Below are 25,359 nucleotides of genomic sequence, written 5' to 3'. Positions count from 1 at the left end.
ACATAAAAACAATTAGTACTTTAAATTGTTCAATCTCAGACAATCATTTTATATGAATATTTAAATAACTACTACCTAAACATAGATTGGATAAATCTATAGATAGTATAATTATACCATAAATAATACATCACATATAGTTGCTAATATTATTTTATAAGACTAATATTATAACTATTTACGATATAAATAATGTACTTCTGACTTCATGTGATTCAATAGAATTAAAAAGACAACATTGTGGAGATTGATGATCATCATATAAATAGAGGAAAGAAATGCAATATATTGTAGATTTAGTTTCCCAAGCAAAAGCAGATGCAGAAAAAGCTCAAAATATTACTACATTAAATCAAGTGCGTATTGCATATATGGGTAAAAAAGGTTCTTTAACATTATTAGCTAAATCACTGCATACACTACCAGAAAAAGATCGTCCAGCTATAGGTGTTATAATTAATAAAGCAAAGAAAGAAATACAAAATATATTAAGTATTCGTAAATCAGCTTTAGAATTATTAGAATTAAATGTACATTTATCTCAAGATATTATAGATGTTTCTCTACCAGGTCGTCGCATGGAACATGGTGGACTTCATCCTATTACACGTACTATAGAACGTCTTGAAACATTTTTTTATGAATTAGGATTTACTATTGAAACTGGTCCAGAAATTGAAGATTCTTATTATAATTTTGATGCATTAAATATTCCTTCTTACCATCCTGCACGTACTGATCACGATACTTTTTGGTTTGATGCAACTCGTTTACTACGTACTCAGACCTCTGGAATACAGATTCGTACTCTTGAAAAAAAAAGACCTCCAATACGTATTATTGCCTCAGGACGTGTATATCGTAATGATTACGATCATACTCATACGCCAATGTTCCATCAAATGGAAGGATTGATTATCGATCAAAATATTAATTTAAGTAATATGAAAGGTACTTTATATAATTGTTTGTATAACTTTTTTGAAGAAGATTTAAAAATAAGATTTCGTCCTTCTTATTTCCCATTTACTGAGCCTTCCGCAGAAATAGACGTTATTTGTGCCAATGATAAATGGCTAGAAATTTTAGGATGTGGTATGGTTCATCCAAAAGTACTGCGTAACGTAGGTATTAATCCAGATCTTTATTCCGGATTTGCATTTGGTATGGGTATTGAACGTTTAACGATGCTGCGCTATAACATTACTGATTTACGTGCATACTTTGAAAATGATCTAAATTTTTTAAAACAGTTTAGGTAAGGCGTTATTATAAAATGAAATTTAGTGAACTTTGGTTACGTGAATGGGTTAATCCAAATATTAGTAGCGAAGAATTATCAGAACAGCTTACCATGATTGGTCTAGAAGTTGATGTTGTAAGACCTCTTCTCAACACATTTAATGGTGTATACATTGGTAAAATTATAGAATGCAATAGACATCCAAAAGCAAATAAATTATGGATTATTAACGTTGATATTGGTAAAAAAGATTTTTTACGTATAGTGTGTAAAACACAAACTTGTCATATAGGGCTTATAGTAGCAGTTGCAATTATTGGTGCTATATTGCCAGGAGGCATTAAGGTTGAAATTAAAAAAATACATGGACAAAGTTCTGAAGGTATTTTATGTTCATTACATAAATTAGGTCTTTCCGAATATCATGATGAAATAATTGAATTATCATCAGATGCACCAATAGGTACTGATATTCGTGAATATTTACAGTTAAATGATAATATTATTGAGATACGTGTAACTCCAAATCGTGCTGATTGTTTAAGCATTATTGGTATAGCTCGTGATATTGCTACTTTGAATAAATTAATATTGAATGAACCAAAAATAGAAGCAGTTCCTGCAATAATTAAAGATATTTGCCCTATTACTGTTGAAGCAGTAAATGCTTGTCCACGTTATTTAGGGCGTGTAATAAAATCCATTAACTTAAATGTCGCTACTCCTTTATGGATGCATGAAAAACTTCGTCGTTGTGGCATTTGGTCTGTTAATCCTGTGGTTGATGTAACTAATTATGTATTATTAGAATTAGGTCAACCCATGCATGCCTTTGATTTACATCGTATTGAGGGTAGCATAGTTGTTCGTATGGCAAAAAAAGAGGGTGAAAAGTTAATTTTATTGAATGGTAATCATGTAACATTATTAGCAGATACCTTAGTTGTTGCTGATCAAAAAAAAGTTTTATCTATGGGTGGTATTATAGGAGGGGCATATTCTAGTATAAATACAGATACTCAAGATATAATGTTAGAATGTGCATATTTTAATCCACTTTATATTACTGGTCGTGCTAGACGTCAATGTTTACATACTCATGCTTCACACCGTTATGAAAGGGGAGTTGATTATACCCTACCAAGAAAAGCGATAGAACGTGCTACTAGTTTACTAATTGATATTTGCGGCGGTCAAGTTGGACCTATAACTGAAGTTACTAATATAGAGTATTTACCAAAACCTAATACTATTACATTGCGTCGTAAGAAATTAGATAGTCTAATTGGTTATCATATTACTGATATAGAAGTAACCGATATCTTAGAACGTTTAGGTTTTAAAATCCATTTTTTTAATGATACATGGCAAGTTATAGCGCCAAGTTGGTCTTGCTATATGGAATTTGAAGAAGATTTAGTAGAAGAAATATCTCGTATATATGGTTACAATAACATTCCAAGTTTACCCATTAAAGCAGACTTGATTATGAATACACATTGTGAAGCTCAATTGCCAATACAGCGCGTTAAAACTATGTTAATAGATCGTGGATATCAAGAAGCTATTACATATAGTTTTGTTGACCCTAATATTCAAATGTTGTTACATCCTTCTAAAGAATCTTTAATATTACCGAATCCAATTTCTACAGAAATGTCTGCTATGCGATTGTCTCTTTGGACAGGTTTATTATCCGCAGTAATATATAATCAAAATAGACAACAATCACGTATACGTTTATTTGAAACTGGTTTACGTTTTATTCCTAATACTACTTCTAGTTTAGGTGTTTCTCAGGATGTTATGTTGGCTGGTGTTATTACTGGTAATCGTTATCAAGAACATTGGATTCTAGGGCGTCAAAATGTTGATTTCTATGACCTTAAAGGTGATGTAGAGGCTATTTTAGAATTAACTTGCAAAATAAATGAAGTACAATTTAAAAAAGAAATTCATCCTACTTTGCATCCTGGACAAAGTGCAGCAATTTATTTAACAGGTAAACGAATAGGTTATATTGGTTTACTACATCCTATGCTAGAACGTAAGTTACATTTAAATAATCATATAGTAATGTTTGAAGTAGAATGGGAATCTCTAGCGACACGCCGTATTCCAAAAGCTAGCAAAATCTCACGATATTTACCAAATCGTCGTGATATTGCTATAATTGTCGCTGACCATATTCCTGCAGAAGATATTTTAACAGAATGTAAAAAAGTTAGTATAAATAAAGTTATTAATGTAAATTTATTTGATGTGTATCGTGGTCAAACTGTAGGACATGGTTACAAGAGTCTTGCTATTAGTTTGATATTTCAGAATACTACTAGCGCACTAAAAGAACAGGAAATGACCGATACTGTGGCAACATGTGTAAAGGCATTACAAAAACGATTTCAAGCATCCTTAAGGAATTAAAGCGATGACGATTACTAAAGTTAAAATATCTGAATATTTATTTGAAATACTAAAGATTAGCAAACAAGATGTTAAAGAACTTGTAGAATTATTTTTTGAAGAAATTGGCAAAGCTCTCGAAAATGGTGAACAAGTTAAATTATCTAATTTTGGTAATTTTAATGTACGTAATAAAACTGAAAGACCAGGACGTAATCCAAAAACTGGGGAATATATTTCGATTACAGCGCGACGTGTTGTTACTTTTAGTGCTGGGCATAAATTAAAAAATATGGTTAAGAAACAATATTTAAGGATGTAGTAATAAATAAAAAACTAAATTAGTTTTTTAAAGTTTATTTTTGACAATTTAATTATTTAATATAACATATAAATAAGCTAATTTATTACTGATCTAGTTTTTATAAATTATAAAAATAGATATAAGATATTATGTATTTAGTAACGTTAGTATATGATCGTACAATCATTAAGTAATTATACTTGATATTAAAATAATGATTTGCTCAAGTAGCCATACTAATTAATAAAAAAATCATAATAATATTAATTTATAAGAAATAAGAAATAATAGTTATTAAATTTAACTATTCATAAAAAATATATGTATAATTATTTATTTAAACAATATTTAGATAAATGTTTTTATCTTGATTAATTTTAATAAAAATAATAATCAGTATATAATATAAATATTAAAAATAATTTAATATTATTTCATACAGTTTTTCAGGATTACTTAAGAAAACTAAATTAATTATTTATTAATTTCTAGAAATTATAAATAAGATATTTAATAAATACAATAATAATATAAATACTGTTTATTTATATATTTTAATATATTATATACATATCTTTATATACGATAATTATTATTAAATATTAACTATGGATATAAACACATTTTTACATTATTATTGTATTTTTTTAAAATTATATTAATTAATATAATTAATTTCATAATAATAGCTCATCAATATATTAATAGATGAATAAATCTATATATTATAAATGACAAAATTTAATTTTAAATATTTCATAAATTTACTATATATATAATATAAACATTTATTATACATATTCATCTTAATATTTAAGAATAAAAAGATATTTTACTCGTATATATGAAATAAAAGTAACTTAAATATAAAATAATATAAATAAATTATTTAACTTTACTCAATTAAATGATATTATTTCATCTAATCTATATTATAGCGCATTAATATACCTAGATTAGGTTTGCAAGTATTATCATAAAATACTATATATTATTTAATATATTTAGTTAATAATATGAGTATACTATTATAGTTGATTATAATCTTTACTAATAATAGATCAAGTATAATTTAATCTGTTCTTGGATCAATATTTATTTTTTATAAAATATTATTATAGTGATAATAATATTTTTAAGCATTAAATATTTATTTATATAGTATTTAATTATAAGTATAACAATACATAGGAAATAATACAATGTCTTTTACACTACCTACATTACCATATAAAAACAATGCATTAGAACCATATATTTCCGAAGAAGCTATAAACTATCATTATGGTAAACATCATAGTACTTATGTAATGAATCTCAATAATCTTATTCAAGGTACTGATTTTGTAGATAAAACATTAGAATACATTATTAAAAATTCTACTGGTAGTATTTTTAATAATGCTGCTCAGGTTTGGAATCATACTTTTTATTGGAATTCTCTATCTCCAAACGGCAGTAACTATCCTACTGATAATATAGTTAAAGAAATTAATAAATCATTTGGTTCTTTTGAAATTTTTAAAAAAACATTTATTCAATCTGCAATTAATAATTTTGGTTCTGGTTGGACTTGGTTAATTAAAAAAGAAGATCATAAGTTGGCTATAGTAAATACTTCTAATGCAGATACTATAATTAATAATTACGATAAACCACTATTCACTGTTGATATTTGGGAGCATGCTTACTATATTGATTACCGTAATATGCGTTCTAAATATTTAGAAAATTTTTGGTCTCTTATAAATTGGGATTTTGTCACTAAAAATATAGCATAATTATTAAATAATATAATTAGACTTAAATTATTAATTAATGATTTAAGTTTTATTATATTATCAGTAACTTTATAAGTAATAAGTAAAGTATTATATATCTTTGATATTATTTTATAAAAAATATTTTTATATAACAAAATAATATTTAGTATGTTTTTTATATAAATAATATAAGATCAATAAATATTTATTAATAATAATAAACATTATATTAACATTAATAAATATTTATATTACGTATAAATATAAATTATTAGAATTCTTTTAATGTATATGTTTTTTTACGCAATAAATTTAGACAATAATTAAGAGTATGATCTAAAGGTGCTTTCATTACAATAAATTTACCTGTATTAGGATGTTTAAAACTTAATGTTGTAGCATGTAAAAATAAACGATTTAAACCAGTATCTTTTAGTAAAAGATCAAATTGACGATCCCCGTAACGATTATCAAAAGCAATAGGATGTCCTGTATAAAGAGCATGTACTCTAATTTGATGAGTACGCCCCGTAACAGGACGAGCTTTAATTAGAGTAGCATTATCAAAATACTCTTCTACTGTAAAGTATGTCTCTGCAGGTTTTCCTAAAGTATTCACTTGTACAACACGCTGTCCGCTTTGTAAAATATTTTTTAATAATGGGACTTTAACAACTTTACAATATGATGGCCATTGATGATGTACTAATGCCAAGTAATCTTTACGCATCTCTCTTATACGTAACTGCTCATGAAGAATGCGCAGCGAAGAACGTTTTTTTGCTATTAATAATACTCCAGATGTTTCACGATCTAATCGATGTACTAATTCTAGAAAACATGATTCAGGACGTAATGCGCGTAAAGCTTCTATAATACCAAATTTTATACCACTACCACCATGTACTGCAGTTCCTGAAGGTTTATTAAGTACTAATAAATAATCATCTTCAAATATAATACAATAATTTAAAGATGCTATTTTATTTGTTTTTATAGAAATAAATATTTTATTACGTTGAGCAATGTTTACGGGAGGAATGCGTACTTTATCTCCTAGTTGTAATTTATATTGTGGTTTTATACGTTTTTTATTAACACGTACTTCACCTTTTGTGACTATACGATAAATCATATTTTTTGGCACACCCTTTAATTGATTGCGCAAAAAATTATCAATACGTTGTCTAGCCTGATCAGAGGTAATAGTAACTAATTGTAGTTGTGTTTTATGCATATCTTTCAAAGTAATAAACTTTAGTTGTTCTATATACAAAATACTTATTTAATTATATTTAAAATATATAACAATAATTTTTTATTAATAATTATAAGTTATAAGAATAAATATTTTATTTATAAAATAATATTTATATATCTTTTATTTTTAATAAATATTATTTTTTTATTGCCATGCATCAAAAAAATATTACATATATTAATACAATATAAGTATTTTTTAATAAAATCATCTTTATGATATCACTCTTTATACATCAATTATTATTAATGTTTGTATATATTATCTGTAATAATATAATTTTTAATTAAAATATTTTATATTTACTATTTATTAGGTTAAGTGTGTAAAAAAGATATATAATAATATATTAGATACATATTTTAATAATATTTAATAACTTATCTTACTTTAAATAAGATATGTTTTTATTAGCATAGATATTTTAATGAGTAATATTGTATAAATGTATATTGTATATAATATAATATTTTCTAATATAGATAAAAACTAATAAAGTAATTATAAATGATAATTTTAGCATTATTTTTTAATATTATCAACTAATACTAGTAATTATATAGGATTTATTATGCAAAAAATTGTACTAGCAACTACTAATGAAGGTAAAATACGTGAAATAGTAAGTTTACTAGCTAATTTTAAGTTAGAAATTGTATCGCAAACTGCATTAGGTGTGCATTCTATTAAAGAAATAGGTATGACATTCATTGAAAATGCTATTATAAAAGCACGCCATGCAGCATATATTACTGGATTACCCGCTATTGCTGATGATTCTGGTTTATCTGTAGATATTTTAGGAGGTGCTCCAGGTATTATTTCAGCACGATATTCTGGTTGCAAACAAGTAAATGACCGTAAAAATATTGAGAAGTTACTAGAAGTACTAAAAAATGTACCCAAAAATAAACGTCAAGCTACATTTCATTGTGTATTGGTATATTTAAATTATTTTGATAACCCAGCTCCTTTGATATGTCATGGTAGCTGGATAGGTGAAATTAGTTTTCAGCCATTAGGTATTGATGGATTCGGTTACGATTCTATTTTTTATATTCCTGAACTTGGCTGCTCTGCTGCTCAATTGAATCAAGAAAAAAAGAATATGATTTCACATCGTGGTCAGGCGTTAAGAATATTATTGGAATCTATGCGTAATGTTTAAATTACCATCACTTAGTCTTTATATTCATATTCCGTGGTGCATTAAGAAATGTCCATATTGTGATTTTAACGCTCATGTCCTAAAAGAAAGATATATTCCATCGATGGAATATGTAAAACATTTATTATCAGATTTAGATGCTGATTTAAAATTAATTATTGGACGTAAAATTAGTACAATTTTTATTGGAGGTGGTACACCTAATTTACTAGATGTAGCAAGTATAAATTATTTAATGAATGGTATACGTATGCGCTTACCTGTAATTACAAATGCTGAAGTAACCATGGAAATTAACCCAGGAATATTAGAAGAAAATTGTTTTATTGCTTATCAAAAAGCTGGTATTAATCGTATGTCTATAGGAGTTCAAACTTTTAATAAAAAGCAACTTAATAAATTAGGACGCACTTATAAACCAGAAGAAGCAAAAAAAACAATATCTTTAGTACAAGCGCTAAAATTAAATAGCTTAAATATTGATCTTATGTATGGTCTAATCGATCAATCTTTAGAAAATTCTCTGGAAGATTTACGTCAAGTAATTGAGCTATATAATCCACAACATTTATCTTGGTATCAACTTACTATTGAAGCAAATACATTATTTAGTTCAAAACCACCAAAATTACCTAATGATAATATATTATGGAATATTTTTTATTACGGAAATACATTATTACGTTCTTTTGGGTATCAACAATATGAAATTTCAGCTTATGCTAAACCTGGTTACCAATGTTATCACAATTTAAATTATTGGCGTTTTGGTGATTATCTTGGTATTGGTTGTGGTGCACATAGTAAACTTACATTAGATCATTTTTGTATTATGCGCATGGTAAAAACACGTCATCCACGTGGATATATGCAGGGACGTTATATAGACAGAAAACATAAAGTGGCTAAAGATGATTTGCCATTAGAGTTTTTTATGAATCGTTTTAGATTACTTGAACCTATGCCACGTATAGATTTTGAATCTTATACAGGACTTAAAGAAAAAGTTATTCGAGATAAAATAAATATTGCTATACAAAAAAAATATATTATGGAAAATACAAAATATTGGCAAATAACAAAATATGGGAAGCTTTTTTTAAATGATTTACTAGAAATTTTTTTATAAAAATAAATTTTATTTAGATTTACATAAATTAAATAATTATATCTTTGATATATATCAATATATTTATTGTATATATATTTTATGATCACTGAGATATTTTAATAAAATTTCTAATAATATAGAAATTATATTTTTATATTTAATAAACTAATATTAAATAATAGATAAATTTAATTTTATTTAGTCAAAATAATATTTTTATATATTAGCTAAATATAAAGTACTTTATATATTAGTTAAAAAATATTTTAATTTAAATATTACTACATCTTACAAAGATCTTGCATATCATATAGATCATTTTGTCTTAAATAAAAAATTTATGTAAATACATTATATTAATAATATATTTATTGGTATATTTAATTATATTAACATAATCTATAAAAGATATTAAAATAGTTAAACAAAGATTTTTATAAAATATTTTCAATCTTATATATAAAATATATCTTAATTATTTAATACTAATATACTATTATAGTAAGAACTAGCTATATAAATAAAATTAATGAATAATCATATATAGTATATATATACTAATAAAGTATAAATATATAAAATATTTAATAATTACAATATATTATTAACTACTATTCTGTCTATTAAGATAATAATTTGTATCTATATTAAATATATTTGATATTTATCATATAGTATATTTTTTTAAAAATAATTTATATTACATTTTATTTTTTATAAAAAAATTAATTACATTGCATAACTTAACTATTTCATACTAAAATAATAAATATATTATTCAATAATAATATATAAACTTAGTTAGTTGAATCATTAAAAATCTTTTGTAATGCTTAATGTATATATTGTAGTTATATTACATATGTAATATATTATTATATATTTTATTAATGTATTATTATTTTATAATAATAAGATTAGTTTTAAATAAGGTATTATATATAAAAAAATATATATAATTTATAGTCTATAAAATTTAATAAATTAAAGTTTATTTAATAATATTAATTATGTTAATTTATATGTTTATTAATTAAATTTTTGAATAATTATATCATGAGTATTATATAAGATCGATAGAATATTATACAATAATATTATTTTATTATCAACAAGTAAGCAATAATTTTTATATATAAAAACTATATTAAAAATAATATTATATATATGTATTATATTTTTATAGATGTATATATTATCTTTAATAAAAGTACTAATAATTAAATATACAACACGTATTATAAATATCTATACGTTAATCTAGAAGATTTACTATATAAAATATAAGTTCATGACATTTATATTTTCTTTACTTTATTTTATTCTTAATCAATAATCAAATGAAGATGATTATAATCAATATTAAAAAATATATTTTATTTTTTTATTATATGCTTATTATAAATTTATAACTTATATAAAATAATTTAAATAAATTAAGCTAATACAATAAATATGATATTTATTTTTAACATAAAATATATCTATATACTAATTTAGTAATCAGCTAAATATATGAATAAAAATTATTTAGTTATCAAATAAATTATACAAAATATTAATAATCATAGAAAAAATTATTAGTAATTTAAAATATAATATATATTGACATTATGATATAATAATTAATTAATATTTTTATACTAATTTTTTAGTAAGTTATTATTTTAATAATTATACTAATAAATAATTAATAATTGAATTATATTGCATTTATTATAATATATATTTGTAATAACTTCTGTTAGCATGCTTATTAAATTATATAATACTGATAATATAGTATATTTCAATAGTCAATAAGTAATAAAATATTATTTTTTACAAAATTCTTTTTTGAATTGCATTTATCAACATATCTGTTATCGAAATATTAGGATATGCCATTTCAATTTCACGAGCACAAGTTGGACTAGTAACGTTAATTTCTGTTAAGCGATCTCCTATTATATCTAAGCCAACAAATAATAGGCCTTTTTCTTTTAGTACTGGAGCTACTTTACATGCAATAGTCCAATCACTTAAGGTGAGAGGACGTACTTCACCACGACCACCTGCAGCTAAATTTCCACGAGATTCACCATTTTTAGGTATACGTGCTAAACAATATGGTACTGGATTACCATCAACTATTAAAATACGTTTATCGCCATATTTAATTTCTGGTAAAAATTTCTGAGCCATACAAAAACGTTTATTATATTTAGTAAGAGTTTCAATAATTACGGATAGGTTAGGATCATTTTCTTTTACATGAAAAATGGATCTACCACCCATACCATCTAGGGGTTTCATAATAATATTACCGTGTTTTTTATAGAATTTATAAATATGTTCCGCGTTACTAGTTACGATAGTATCTGTCGTAAAATAGGAAAAATGTGATGTGAATAATTTTTCATTACAGTCACGTAGACTCTGAGGCTTATTAATTATTAACGTTCCTTTATATTCAGCATGCTCAAGAATATAGGTAGCATATATGAATTCAGCATCCAAAGGAGGATTTTTACGCATTAAGATAACATTTAGTTCTGATAAATTAATATCCTGTTCTCCATAAAAATTATACCAGTTTTTTTTGTCATCTTTTACATGAAGCAATCTAATATGTGCTCTACTTTCCCCTAAATACATATAAAGATCTTTTATTTCCATATAGTATAATTCATAATTGTGACGCTGTGCTGCTAACAGTATCGCAAAACTAGTATCTTTTTTTATATTAATAGAATATATTGGATCCATTACTATACCAAATTTAATCATAATTTTTCCGATAAACTTGCTCATACATATCTAAAAATATTTTTTAAAAAATAAAAAATTATTAATATAATAATATATAATAATATATAATATAGATAATAAATATACTAATAGTATTAGTAAGTCATATTATTAGTATGTTAATAAAGTATTAATATTTAGTATATTATTATTTTATTAAGATATCAAATTTATACTTTATATTTTAGAAAATACTAAATAATTGATTGATATTATATAATAGTTTTTATAAAAATATATTTATGATATACAAAAGAAAATATAGTATATTATGTATTTATAAATTAATAAAAAATAATTTTTTAAATAAAATTTTATTTATTTTTTGTTCGTATTATTAAGATAAATTTGTATATTATATAATAAATATAAAGATTTTTAAATACATTCTCTGTTATTTCTATAAAAGTAAAATCTATTATTTCTATATAGAAATAATAGATAATAATATTAATATATCATATATGATAAATATAAGGATTATATAATTTATTTATTTTATGAGATTTGTATAAAATGTTATTATATAATATATTTTTATTATAAATTAGTATATTTAATATTTAATTTATTTAAGATACTTAAAAAGTACAAGAATAATTTAATAAAGTTAATATGTGTATATATTATTATAATAACTAATAATTCAATGATTATATCAACTATCATATTAATTACTAAAACAAAATAATACAATAATTATAAAATAAAAATTACTTAAAGTAATTTTTATACTATGTATTGACAATAATAAATATTCTTTTATATTTCAGATATTTTAAGTATTTAAAATATCTGAAATTATTTTTTATGATATTGTTAATATTTTTATAAGTAAAAATAATAAAATATTTATAGTTTATAACTATATAATTATAGTTAGATATATTTAATAAGTATTTTTTAATATAAAATTATAGTTATTTTTTACTTATAAAGTATAATTTTCTATAGTAAAGAGACAATTATTAAATGGATACTATATATTATCTACTTTTAGGCAATCATATATTTTATTACGCATACATATTCAATATGCCAATTATTAAAATATGTAAACAATGTTTATTAATTAAAAAACTATTTTTTGACCGAGATAAATATTATGACTATAATCATTTTTAATTTATAATGTAGTATATTATAAATATTACTCAAAATATAAACATCAATATGATTGATCATACAATTATAAAATTAGTTTAATATATATTTTATTCTCATAAAAAATAAATAAGTAATTTTATACAAGATAAAAAATATTTTTAGATATAATAAATATATATTATCTTATTGATAATAATATACAAGAATATAATTCTTGTATATTATAGGATATGATTGATGTATAATAGATTATTTAATAATATTGGATCTAATATAGAATTACTTATGATAATTTATTTTTATTAGTATAATTTATTTATTAATAATTATATAATTATAATATACTTAAAAATTTAATAATATAATATATTAATATTATGATTCAGATGCATAATACGATATAATAATTATTAATTGATTGTCATCACACTAGATAAAAAAACATATATAATATATAACCTTAATTATAATTAATTTATGAAAATATTATGTTATTTTTAAAATAAAATAATAAAATATTAATATATATACTGATAGATATTTTAAGTGATTAATAATAATGTATTATTATGATAGATTTATTCTTTTAAAAAGTAATTAAATAAATATTTTATATATTAATATATTTATACAGGCATTATATTAACTTAAATATATTATTAATTAGTTAATTAACTAAAATCATTATTTAACATCTAATATGTCAATACATGTGATAAATAGTTATACTAAGATTAGTAGTAAAATTATTTATCTTATAAAGATATGTATAATATCAATATTAAGTTTTATTATTTTATATCTTAACATACAACTTTGTATTTTTATCAGTACTAATAAAATAAATTATAATACTTTAATTATATTAGTTATTTATTAGCAAATATCTTTTATATTAAATATATTTTTTAATAAAAAATAATCATCTCTTTGTATTATTTATTAATTATATACTCAATATATTAAAAATATTATATCTTATTCATATGAGTAAATATAATGTTTTTTAAAATTAAAAAATATTATAATAACTATTATATATAATTAATATTTTTATATTATATATTATATAAATATCAATTATGAATAATTATACAATATCTAATATTAGATGTAGCATTTTACTCTATTACTTTGTTTTAAATATTTTATATAAAAACATACAATTTATCCAATTAATTTTTATAATCATAAATATCAATTGATAATTTATAAAAAGCAATAACTATATTAATTTTTAATAATGCATAATAGTTGTTATGTTTGTATTATAATTTTGATTATATATATAATCCATAATATTCGATTTTATATTTTTTAATAAGTTAATGAACAATAATAAATTTATTTTATTGTAAAATAATAGTTATTAACTATAAAATTTGTTATGATATTTTATTAAAAATAAATAATTCATGTTATACTATGAATATTTTTTTATAAATCAAATTTTTCAAATTAAACTTTAATTAATATTTTATATCGATTATCAGTATTCAGGCTATATCATGTTATATGTTGATGTTCTTTAATAAAAATGTTTAATTTCTATTGATTAATTATTTATATTATATCTAATAATATTAAAATTATCTAGATTAATAAAATACTTATAAAGTTTATAGGTAAATATACTAAAAAATTAAGAACATAATTATTTTATTTATAACATAATATTTTATATTTCTAGACTGATTTCTAGAATAAATAAATTAGTTTTAGTTTTAATATATTTGCTTATAAGAGATGAATGATATTATATTTAATATTTTTGATGTTATGTTAAATGTATTTTTATTAATTAATATATTGATTATATATTATATTATAATTATAGAATACAATGTATTTTAATAAAAAATTTATTTTTTACTAAAATATAAATATCTTTATATTAAATAATATCATATTATGATATGATTTTAATAAATTTAAAGTATATATTATTTTATAAATAATTTATTATTTTTTTTAATCGTAATAATAAAATATCATTATAAATGAATTGTAATATTATAGTAGTTATTAATAAAAAATATATCATTATATCTTTTAATGTCACAATTATTTATAATAATTAATTTAACTGTATAATAAACTAAATATTATTTATAATAATTTATTGTATAAAATTACATTAAAATATTGTTATACTGCAATATAAGTTATTAAATTATAAAATTTAAAGAAAATTTTTAATTTATTGTAATTAGTTACAATATTATAATATTTAGAATATTATAACTTTTTAATCATTGATCAATAATGTTATACATAAACTATAATAATATATTTATTTGATATAAATTTATGATAAAGTATCAATTTGTATAAAAATTTTTTATAAAATACAATAACTATTATTATATAATAATAATGAGTTTTTTTAATAAAAAATTCATTATTATTATATTAACTTTCTATTTTTAATATAATCAATAATGATACAATAAAGTATTAATACTAAAATTTAGTTATTTTATTTATGATTATAACGGTACTTATATAAAGTATATTTGTTTATATATTATTAGTACTATTTATCTAATATATAATACATAGTATAAAATTAATGTAATTAATAAAATTTTTATACTGTAAATCTTTTATTTATTCCTATAAAATAAATACATTATATTAATTTTATATTATAAATTAATATTTTAGTTTAATACTATTAATATTTAATAAATACTTTACTTAGTTATAGATATTTTATTATTATATAAAATATTTTTATTTATTAAATAAATCATGACCTATAAGGTATTGGTCATAGGGAACAAATATTAATATCTATACAATTTAAATATTAATATTTAAACAATGTTTTATTATTAATAATAATATACGGAGCATAATAGTTATATAGTAAATTAAAAAAATATATCTTTTCAAGATAAAAGTTATATTGTATTAAGTAATAATAAATTTATTACGCTATGTTTAGTGATTTATTTTATTGAATATGGTTTAATAAAGTATTATTAGTATAGTATTATGATTTATTAAATAAAAAAATATTTTTGATAAAATTATGGTAACTATAACAAAAAAATATATTGAAATTTTGTTTAATTAAACAAAATTATTTATATAAATAAATTATTTATTTTTAAATAATTTATTAATAATCAGAATAGTTCAAAAATATATTTAATTAATAAAATATTCTTGAATATTATGTATATTTTATATATTAAATAATTAGTTTATAGTGCTTTAAAATTAACATGTTTCTATTATCTAAACGAAATAATAACAATCAATGTTATTATCGGAAGGTAATACAACCGTTGTTATGCTAATTATTTTTATCTTATAAAATATTTTTTAAATATATATAATTTACTATTGAGTTAAATATACTGTCATTTTATTATTGAAATGCGCCATAACAATTGAATTTGAGATTAACAAAATGAGCGAAGCATTAAAAATTCTAAATAACATCCGTACTCTTCGTGCACAATCTAGAGAATGTATTTTAGAAACTTTAGAAGAACTACTTGAAAAATTAGAAGTAGTCGTACAGGAGCGTCGTGAAGAAGAGAACCAAGCTCAAACAGAGTTCAAAGAACGCACACGTAAATTACAACAATATCGTGAAATGCTTACTGCAGATGGTATTGATCCTAATGAACTACTGGAGAGCATAGCTACTTGTAAAACACTGATTAAAGCTAAAAGAGTTACACGTCCAGCTAAATATCAGTATATTAATAAAAATAACGAAATTAAGACTTGGACTGGTCAAGGGCGTACCCCAGCAGTAATAAAGAAAGCAATTGAAGAACATGGTAAATCTTTAAATGATTTCCTTTTATAATGTTTTAAAGTATTACAAACTATACTAGTAATAATGTTTTATTTTAAATAAATGATTGTTTATTATTTTAATTGCTATAAAAATTATTTTATTTAATTAAAGCAATCTAAAGACTTTAACCAAGCAGTAAATTCTTTACCTAATGAAGTATGACACATACTATATTTTACGAAAGCTTTCATATAGCCCATCTTATCACCACAGTCATGGCTAAATCCTTTCAAGTAATATGCTTCTACAGTTTCTTGCTTCATTAGAAGACCTATAGCATCGGTAAGTTGCATTTCTTTACCGATGCCTATTGGTGTTTTAGGTAATACATCCCATATAGTAGGAGATAGTACATAACGACCAACTATAGACATATTAGATGGTGTTTGATTTATTAAAGGTTTTTCTATAACAGTCTTTATAGGAGTACTTTGACCTTCTTTGAGTGCAACATTACTACAATCTACAATTCCATAATTGAATACTTCTTCTATAGGTACTGGTTTAACCATAATTTGACTGTAACCAGTTTCTCTATATCGTGATAACATGTCACTCAAGTTATCTTTATTTATATCAGTAGCATTAAAGTCTAAAATAACATCAGGCAATATAACAATAAATGGTTCATAATCAATAAGTGGATAAGCACAAAGAATGGCATGTCCAAGTCCTCGTTCAGGTCCTTGACGTATAGGTATAATAGTAAGGTTTTTAGGAAATAAAGATTGTGCTTTATATAATATTTGATGTTTTATACGCATTTTTAAGAAATCTTCTGATTCAAAACTAGTATCAAAATAATTTTCAATTGAATTTTTTGAAAAGTGAGTTACCAAGATAATTTTATGAATACCAGCAACAATACATTCATTAACAACATACTGAATCATTGGTTGATCTACTAAGGGAAGCATTTCTTTTGGAATAGCTTTAGTTGCTGGTAGCATACGTGTTCCACGTCCAGCAACAGGTATAATAGCTGTTTTTATGGTTCTATTTACTGTTGACATGTCAGTTCTCGAAATATTTATGAATAAATATAAAACACTATAATTAAAGTATTTGTTTTATATAAATTTTATTATTCATACAATAATAAAATAATTTTATTATTATAATAAATATAAATCTTAATATTAGTAATATTATTATATGCTGAATATATTTATTAATGTTTATTAAAAATAATTAATTATTATTCTATTAATAATAATATTTATATTATTCCGAATAAAAAGATATATAGATTATGTAATCTACATTATTTTTATGCATATAAATTATATATAATAATATGTGATTATTTATTATCATTATACTCATTTAATAATATATGTACAATATACTTTATAATCTGTTTATATCATTAATGACTTTATTAATCTTAGAATAAGAAATATTCACCATAAAAAGATAGTTACTGATAATATATCTTTACATGAATTATATTAAATATATAAATGTATTATTTACTGGTTTACAATTAGGATGTTATTGTAAAATATTTATATCCTGAACATAATATAATTATAAGGTATTAAAATACTAATATTATATAATTATTATATAAATATTTTTAAGCAATGAAGTACTATAAATAATAATAAATAGTATTATTTATGTTATAATGCACTTATATTTTGAGATATAAGAAATATTAATATTATTAATAAATAAACCATAGAAAATTTTTTTAATATAATACTATCTTAAATAAGATAATGATTGTTTTATAATCATAATTCATTTATAGAGAATCATTGTAAAAAAATCTTTTGTTATTTTATAAATTATATTAATAACTCTAAATAATGGTTGAGTTATTTATTATACTTTTATAAGTATATATAAAAATTTTTATTATTATCATTATAAACTTAATTTAATTGAATCTCTTTACATTCTATGTGATAATTACATTTAATAATTCATAACTAGTTTTTAGTGTATGATAAAATATCTTTTTTAATAAAAAATAATTTTTGATTTCATAGAATCTATAAAGCAAATATATATAATACAAATACATTAAAATAATGTAATATTCATATTTATTATTTTAAACATTAAACTAATGTGAGCGCCATAATATGTGCATGTTCTCGACCATTTTTAGTAGGATAATAATTATATCGTACTGATACTTTATTAAATCCTAGTGATTCATATAATGCTATTGCTACGTTATTAGAGTATCTTACTTCAAGCCATAATGTTATAATATTTTTGTTATTCAATTCATCAATTAATGTCCTAAGTAATTTTCGACCTAATCCTTTACGTCGTTTAGATGATTCAACAACAATATTTAATAAAATTGCTTCATTTAATATTACTTGTGTAATTAAAAAAGCTATTAATATTCCATTATATTCTAACTTTAAATTATAATAAGATTTTCCATAATTGCTTAATAATATTTTTTTAGTCCATGGAAAAGAATAACTTGCGCACTCAATCTTCAATGCATTATTAAAATCTGTTTTTTGAAGCAGAGAAATCTTACTGTTTATAGATACAATTTTATTCATAATAATATTTGTAGAATTAAGTATATTTTATATAAAAATAATTATATATTATTAATTAATAAATATATTAATAATTTAGTTATCATATGACATTATGTTATAAAATTATTATTTTATACTAATTATAATAATAATTTTATTATTTTATAATATATATTATGAATTAATTGAAAGATTAACAAAATATATTTACTATATTGTATATAAATATATGATGCACATCTTTATGAAAGATTAATAATTTATTATCAGTAATATTTATAGTAAAAAATACTAAATAACAATATTATATTTTTTAAAAACAATCATAACTAATTTTCCAAGAGACATTGGAAAACCAATATAGTTGAATATTATTATTGAATAATATATTTTATATTAAAATAAATAGAAAATTATTATTTATAATATACATATAATTAGATATTACTATAAATAATAGTATATACTAATAAACAATAATGTTATATATGTAAAAATAATTATTACTACAAATAATTATAGCTATCTAATTGTAGCTTTATTGCTTACTAATTCTTTTAATTGATTAACAGTATTGTTATCTACTTATTAATAATATATAAATTTATAATTCTCTGTTTTTTAATTACTACAATATTAAGCAATAATATCTTATTATTTAATGTACAAATAATATAGAAAATAAAATATAACAAATTATTTATATTCAGTAATTTTACTATTTAATAATGAATATTAATTATATTAATATATATAATGTAGATTAATAAAGTAATCATTATCAGTACTCTTTATAATTACTTATTAAATAAAATATTATAAATATAATAATTTTTATACATGTAAAATTACATAGAATATAAAATTATTTATATGTTCTTTTATACTTAGAGATAAGAGTCTTTAGAATAATATATTAATTAAAATAACTGTATTAAAGTACTAACTTTATACTATATAATTATATATTTTTTATTAGATACAAAATACATTATTGATTTTAAGATATATTTTATTCTCAATGATTAAATATATTACATAATAAAATATTATAATTTGTTGTATGTAAATATATACATATTATTAGTAATAATAAAAGCATCAAATCAATAATATAATTATAATAAATAGTATTATAAAATAATACTAGAAGATGTAATATAATATTTTATAAAGGAATCTAATATTTAGATAGTTGAAATCATGAAAATTCATTATAGTTAACACATTGTATAATGTGTTCTAAGTTATTTAAGAGTTATTATATAATATTAATATATTTTAATTATTATTTTATCATTAAATACTTTAATAAGTATTGCAATATTATTATATATAATAAGTTATCTATTTGATATAAACAGATGATGTAATAAAATGTTATAATCTATAATTATTTATCAAAAGTACTTAATATTTTTAAAAAATTAGAATATTAATTTTTTAAAGAATATTATGGACAATAATATATACTGTATACTAATAATAAAATTATTAAATATTTTATAGTTGAGCAAAAATTGTATTTTATTTTAATAAGTTCTGGGCCGTGCAGGATTCGAACCTGCGACCAATTGATTAAAAGTCAACTGCTCTACCAACTGAGCTAACGACCCCATTTTAATTTAAATATTAATCTTATAATTTATTATAATATTACGTATTTTTTAGAATAACGCAACTAAAAAATTTTAATAAATTTATTTAAATATATTTAACTATTTATTTATATAATAAATATTATATAAATACAGTACACAATCTATTACTAGATATATAACTAATAGAAAAATTATAACGTAGTAATACGTTTATGTGCTTGCTTAGCAGCATCACTAGTTGGATATTGTTGAATAATGTTCTGATAAACAGAATTAGCCTTATTAGTTTGCCCTTTTTCTTGTAAAATGACCCCAATTTTGTACATAGCTTGAGGAGCTTTTAATGATTGGGGATAATTTTTTACTACTATTGCGAAATAATAAATTGATTGATCTTTTTTTCCTTTATTATATAGTAGCTGACCAAGCCAATAATTAGCGTTTGGTTGATAAATTGAATATGGATATTTATTTACAAAATTTTGTAAGCAAAGAATAGCTTGATCATGTTTTTTATTTTGCATTACTAAATTTATTGCATAATTGTAATCCATATTGATATTATTAATTTTATTGTTTTTTATTATTGGCGATACACTTTTCTGAATATTGCAATTATCACTACCAGTTGGTATATAAGAAGTAATATGTGTCGTTGTTATTCTTGTATTAACATTTTTTTGGTTATCTAGTGGCAATGAATGATTTTTTTGGTATTCAATAACTTTATTCAGTGCATGTTTGTTTTCTTCAATTTGACCACGCAATATATCTATATCATGCTGATTATCAGAAAGTTGCTGCTGGATTTGTAAAAATATTTTGCTTTGAGCATCTGTAATATGCTCAAGTAAAATGATTCGCTCTTCTATTAAAGAAGATGATGATTGACTAATTGGAGCTTGTTGTGCAATAGCTATTAAAGGATTGACTGCTATTGCACTAAGTAACCATAAACTCACTGAGTAACGTTTAACGTTACTGCTCATGCAGTACTCCTTTCACATGCAATTAGCACTAATACAGAACGACGATTTTTAGTGTATGCAGCTTCATTGTGTCCTAAGATTGCTGGTTTTTCTTTTCCGTAAGAAACAATAGACATTTGCTCAGTCATTACGCCTTTACTTTGCAAATACATTTTTACTGCATTAGCACGACGTTCTCCTAAAGCAATATTATACTCTGAAGTACCACGTTCATCTGCATGACCTTCTATAGTTACTTTGCAAGATGGATGTTGACAAAGAAAAGCAGAGTGCTTATCTAACATAGGTAAATATTCAGAACTAATATTATACTTATCTAAATCAAAATAAACAACATTATTTTTGCGTATCTCTTGCAGATGTAAGCGTTCTTGTTCTTCATAAGATACATTTTTACCATTATTTTCTATACTACTATCATTATTAGCACCTTGTGTTAATTTTTCATTATTTTTATGTGAGCTACAATCAGAGATAGATATAACTAATAACCCCAATATCAATCCGTACAGAATTTTATTCATATGTATTCCTTTAATCTTTTTTATAGTGCGCTAAAAATAAATTTTAATAGATACATCATAGATATGGCGACCAAGCAGGAAATTTTACATTACTATCTGTTGTTGGGATATCTGTTGTAAATCTTCCATCGGTTGATACCAATCGTAAAATAGAACCTAATCCTTGAGAAGAGCTATAGATAATCATAGTGCCATTAGGAGCTATACTTGGATTTTCGTCTAACAACGTATCAGTTAATATTTGATATGTATTAGATTTTATATCTAGTTTAGCAATATGTTGTGCATAATTATCGGTACTAACTACAACCATAAACTTTCCATTATAACTAATATCACTATCCTGATTTCTTGAGCTATCCCACGTTAATCTTTCAAGATAATTACTATTAATATTTACTTTATAAACTTGAGGATGTCCACTTTGATCAGATGTAAATGCTAATGTTTTACTATCTGGGAACCAAGCAGGTTCGGTATTATTACTATGATCATAAGTTACTTGGTGAATTGTACCAACATTTAAATTCATAATATATATATTTAAGTTACCTGTTTTAGATAATGCAAATGCTAGCTTATTACCATCTGGTGAGAATGATGGTGCACCATTATGATTTGGAAATGCTGCAAGTATATGAATAACTCCGTTAGATAAAGTTTGCATGACTAATACTGAATGACCACTTTCAAAAGTTACATAAGCTAGTTTATTACCATCTGGAGACCAAGCAGGAGACATTAATGGTTGTTGTGAACGATGAATAATAAATGAATGATAACCATCATAATCAGAAATACGTAATTCATAAGGAAATTTATTATTTTTCTTATGAACAATATATGCAATACGAGTACAGAATGCACCTTTAATACCTGTTAATGTTTTAAAAATTTCATCACTGCTAGAATGAGCAGAATAACGTAACCATTGTTTAGTAACTTTATATTGGTTATGAGATAAGATTCTAATTAAGTGATCTGATGTATCAACCATATGATAAGATACTATATAATATCCATCTGCACTTGGCTGAACATAACCAAAAATTACAATATTAATACCTAATGCAGTCCAAACATCTGGAATAATTTCAGTTATAGTTGTTGGTTGCTGTGGCATACGCATAGTATTAATTGGATTAAATTTACCGCTATTACGTAAGTCATCAGCAATAATTTTACCTATATTTTCAGGTGCAAGACGACCTGTTCCTTTCCATTTAAAAGGAACAACAACAATAGGGCGTGGAGTATTAACACCTTGAGTAATTACTATTCTATTTTCCGCATACAATACATTAGCGCATAGACTTAAAATACCTATAATGATAATAAATATTTGCTTCATTATACTATCCTGTATCTAACTTGTTAAATGCTATTTTTAACAAAATTTTAATAAAATAATGAGCATACTACTACATAGTAGTTTTTTTAAAAAAATATAAAATTTTTTATAAAAAAATCAATGCATTAATATATAAAATATATACTTACAGTAAGTATTATTTTATTTTGTTACAAAATTTTTAATTAAGATAAAAACTAATTAAATTATTGATCATTATAAGATATAAATTTAACTATTTAATAATAAGGTAATCTTTTTAGGATTGTTTATTTCTAATATTATATACTGTTTATTATATTAATAATATTTTTATATATAAAAATTTACAACTTTATTATATCATTAACTATATTTATATTCAAGTTAATTTTTATAAAAAACAAAATTAATATTCTTAAAATAGTAATATCTTATATATGTAATTTCACTATTAAGTTATAAGGCTGTGTTTTTATCTGAAATATATTAATTTTATTATTATCAAATTAGTAATAATTTATATATTTATTAATTAAAAATTAAATACGTAAATTAATAATTAATTAATTTATTATTTATAATATATCTGTAAATTTTTTTATAAAAAGCATTAATATTTATCAACTTTGTTATTTATTGATAATTTTATATAATAAGATGTATAGGTTATTTCTATATAAATAAGTTTATATATTGATAATAAAATATAAAATAATATATTATATTACAGTAATAACATTAATATAGTTAAACTTCTAAATAATTAAAACATTTTCAATAAAAATTAATGCTTGATATTAATATTCTTATAATATTATCTAGTAAAAATAGATAATTAAATATTTCAGATTAATAAAGTATATACTAATATACTTAATTATTAAGTATAATTTTATTTATACAAAATGTACATTATATTATTTATTGCAATATATACATAATACATGAAATCTAAATTAACTGGATATAAATCGTAATTTTTTATTTTGTTAGACTTTTATTAAAGTAGTAATTATATTATTTATTAGAAATAAAATTCTTATTGTTTGATATATATAGTTTATATATTAAATAATTCATAGAAATTTTTTTATAAATTATTATTGTTTAAGCATGATTTTTATTTAAATTATATAAAATAATTAATAATATCATATATATATTAAAATAATATTTTTGATATTAAATATATTAATTTTCAAAAAAAATTATCTTAATATATAACATATTCAGTAAATTAAATAATAAATTTGTACATATAATACTAATTTTTATAAATTAAATGTTTATTATTAGTATAATTAGTTATACATATAATATAATAATATTTATTACACAAGTATTAATAATAAATAAAAAAATTATTTTAATTTACAATAATAAATATACTGTATATACAGAGATATGCAGTAAACAATAAACAGTA

At 21.0% G+C, this 25,359-nt stretch carries 14 protein-coding genes and 1 tRNA gene; 7 read left to right on the top strand and 8 right to left on the bottom strand.

Annotation, left to right across the window (positions count from 1 at the left end):
- Window positions 1-278: 278 nt before the first annotated feature.
- The 4 genes from pheS to GII40_RS01585 all read left to right on the top strand — a co-directional run bounded on the left by pheS (window position 279) and on the right by GII40_RS01585 (window position 5,731).
- Window positions 279-1,262: a phenylalanine--tRNA ligase subunit alpha gene (pheS, locus tag GII40_RS01600; RefSeq protein ID WP_226813113.1), complete on the top strand. Its 984-nt coding sequence runs from the start codon at window positions 279-281 to the stop codon at window positions 1,260-1,262.
- A gap of 14 nt (window positions 1,263-1,276) precedes the next feature.
- Window positions 1,277-3,667, top strand: a complete 2,391-nt coding sequence (gene pheT / locus GII40_RS01595; RefSeq protein ID WP_226813112.1) for a phenylalanine--tRNA ligase subunit beta — start codon at window positions 1,277-1,279, stop codon at window positions 3,665-3,667.
- Window positions 3,668-3,671: 4 nt separating this feature from the next.
- Window positions 3,672-3,968, top strand: coding sequence for an integration host factor subunit alpha (locus tag GII40_RS01590; protein ID WP_226813111.1), 297 nt, complete (start codon window positions 3,672-3,674; stop codon window positions 3,966-3,968).
- Between the two features lie 1,184 nt (window positions 3,969-5,152).
- The gene (locus tag GII40_RS01585; RefSeq protein ID WP_226813110.1) at window positions 5,153-5,731 is read left to right on the top strand and encodes a Fe-Mn family superoxide dismutase; all 579 of its coding nucleotides are present in this window, start codon (window positions 5,153-5,155) and stop codon (window positions 5,729-5,731) included.
- 253 nt (window positions 5,732-5,984) lie between these two features.
- Here the strand turns inward: GII40_RS01585 and rluC are convergent, their stop codons facing one another.
- Entirely contained in the window at window positions 5,985-6,950 is a 966-nt protein-coding gene (gene rluC / locus GII40_RS01580) for a 23S rRNA pseudouridine(955/2504/2580) synthase RluC (RefSeq protein WP_226813109.1), read from the bottom strand.
- Between the two features lie 595 nt (window positions 6,951-7,545).
- Between rluC and rdgB the strand changes: the two genes are divergently transcribed.
- Entirely contained in the window at window positions 7,546-8,142 is a 597-nt protein-coding gene (gene rdgB, locus GII40_RS01575) for an RdgB/HAM1 family non-canonical purine NTP pyrophosphatase (RefSeq protein ID WP_226813108.1), read from the top strand.
- Window positions 8,135-9,271 (top strand): radical SAM family heme chaperone HemW, encoded by a 1,137-nt coding sequence (gene hemW, locus GII40_RS01570; RefSeq protein WP_226813107.1) that lies wholly within the window; start codon window positions 8,135-8,137, stop codon window positions 9,269-9,271. The genes rdgB and hemW overlap by 8 nt, the downstream gene beginning before the upstream one ends.
- 1,803 nt (window positions 9,272-11,074) lie before the next feature.
- Here hemW and gshB read toward each other — a convergent pair.
- A complete protein-coding gene (gshB, locus tag GII40_RS01565; RefSeq protein ID WP_226813626.1) occupies window positions 11,075-12,022 on the bottom strand; it encodes a glutathione synthase in 948 nt (315 codons plus the stop codon).
- 4,549 nt (window positions 12,023-16,571) lie between these two features.
- On the opposite strand from gshB, the gene hns reads away from it, so the two are divergent.
- The gene (gene hns, locus GII40_RS01560; protein ID WP_226813106.1) at window positions 16,572-16,979 is read left to right on the top strand and encodes a histone-like nucleoid-structuring protein H-NS; all 408 of its coding nucleotides are present in this window, start codon (window positions 16,572-16,574) and stop codon (window positions 16,977-16,979) included.
- Between the two features lie 92 nt (window positions 16,980-17,071).
- Here hns and GII40_RS01555 read toward each other — a convergent pair whose 3' ends face one another.
- From GII40_RS01555 to tolB, 6 genes are all read right to left on the bottom strand, one after another.
- Window positions 17,072-17,983, bottom strand: a complete 912-nt coding sequence (locus tag GII40_RS01555) for a sugar phosphate nucleotidyltransferase (protein ID WP_226813105.1) — start codon at window positions 17,981-17,983, stop codon at window positions 17,072-17,074.
- A gap of 1,056 nt (window positions 17,984-19,039) precedes the next feature.
- A complete protein-coding gene (rimI, locus tag GII40_RS01550) occupies window positions 19,040-19,504 on the bottom strand; it encodes a ribosomal protein S18-alanine N-acetyltransferase (protein WP_226813104.1) in 465 nt (154 codons plus the stop codon).
- A gap of 1,525 nt (window positions 19,505-21,029) precedes the next feature.
- Window positions 21,030-21,102: transfer RNA gene (locus GII40_RS01545), tRNA-Lys, on the bottom strand.
- 176 nt (window positions 21,103-21,278) lie between these two features.
- Window positions 21,279-22,076, bottom strand: a complete 798-nt coding sequence (gene ybgF, locus GII40_RS01540; RefSeq protein ID WP_226813103.1) for a tol-pal system protein YbgF — start codon at window positions 22,074-22,076, stop codon at window positions 21,279-21,281.
- The gene (gene pal, locus GII40_RS01535; RefSeq protein ID WP_226813625.1) at window positions 22,073-22,606 is read right to left on the bottom strand and encodes a peptidoglycan-associated lipoprotein Pal; all 534 of its coding nucleotides are present in this window, start codon (window positions 22,604-22,606) and stop codon (window positions 22,073-22,075) included. The genes ybgF and pal overlap by 4 nt, the downstream gene beginning before the upstream one ends.
- A gap of 49 nt (window positions 22,607-22,655) precedes the next feature.
- Entirely contained in the window at window positions 22,656-23,951 is a 1,296-nt protein-coding gene (tolB, locus tag GII40_RS01530) for a Tol-Pal system beta propeller repeat protein TolB (RefSeq protein ID WP_226813102.1), read from the bottom strand.
- Window positions 23,952-25,359: the final 1,408 nt, after the last annotated feature.

Origin of the sequence: Candidatus Profftia lariciata (assembly GCF_020541265.1) — a bacterium.
Classification (GTDB): Bacteria; Pseudomonadota; Gammaproteobacteria; order Enterobacterales; family Enterobacteriaceae; genus Profftia; species Profftia lariciata.
The sequence above is the reverse complement of the archived record's forward strand: the minus strand, read 5'-3'. Positions and strand labels throughout refer to the sequence as shown.

What these genes read in the sequence shown, in the direction of transcription:
- pheS (WP_226813113.1), top strand. Translation starts at nt 279, where the DNA reads ATGCAATATATTGTAGATTTAGTTTCCCAAGCAAAAGCAGATGCAGAA.
- pheT (WP_226813112.1), top strand. Translation starts at nt 1,277, where the DNA reads ATGAAATTTAGTGAACTTTGGTTACGTGAATGGGTTAATCCAAATATT.
- GII40_RS01590 (WP_226813111.1), top strand. Translation starts at nt 3,672, where the DNA reads ATGACGATTACTAAAGTTAAAATATCTGAATATTTATTTGAAATACTA.
- GII40_RS01585 (WP_226813110.1), top strand. Translation starts at nt 5,153, where the DNA reads ATGTCTTTTACACTACCTACATTACCATATAAAAACAATGCATTAGAA.
- rluC (WP_226813109.1), bottom strand. Translation starts at nt 6,950, where the DNA reads ATGCATAAAACACAACTACAATTAGTTACTATTACCTCTGATCAGGCT.
- rdgB (WP_226813108.1), top strand. Translation starts at nt 7,546, where the DNA reads ATGCAAAAAATTGTACTAGCAACTACTAATGAAGGTAAAATACGTGAA.
- hemW (WP_226813107.1), top strand. Translation starts at nt 8,135, where the DNA reads ATGTTTAAATTACCATCACTTAGTCTTTATATTCATATTCCGTGGTGC.
- gshB (WP_226813626.1), bottom strand. Translation starts at nt 12,022, where the DNA reads ATGATTAAATTTGGTATAGTAATGGATCCAATATATTCTATTAATATA.
- hns (WP_226813106.1), top strand. Translation starts at nt 16,572, where the DNA reads ATGAGCGAAGCATTAAAAATTCTAAATAACATCCGTACTCTTCGTGCA.
- GII40_RS01555 (WP_226813105.1), bottom strand. Translation starts at nt 17,983, where the DNA reads ATGTCAACAGTAAATAGAACCATAAAAACAGCTATTATACCTGTTGCT.
- rimI (WP_226813104.1), bottom strand. Translation starts at nt 19,504, where the DNA reads ATGAATAAAATTGTATCTATAAACAGTAAGATTTCTCTGCTTCAAAAA.
- ybgF (WP_226813103.1), bottom strand. Translation starts at nt 22,076, where the DNA reads ATGAGCAGTAACGTTAAACGTTACTCAGTGAGTTTATGGTTACTTAGT.
- tolB (WP_226813102.1), bottom strand. Translation starts at nt 23,951, where the DNA reads ATGAAGCAAATATTTATTATCATTATAGGTATTTTAAGTCTATGCGCT.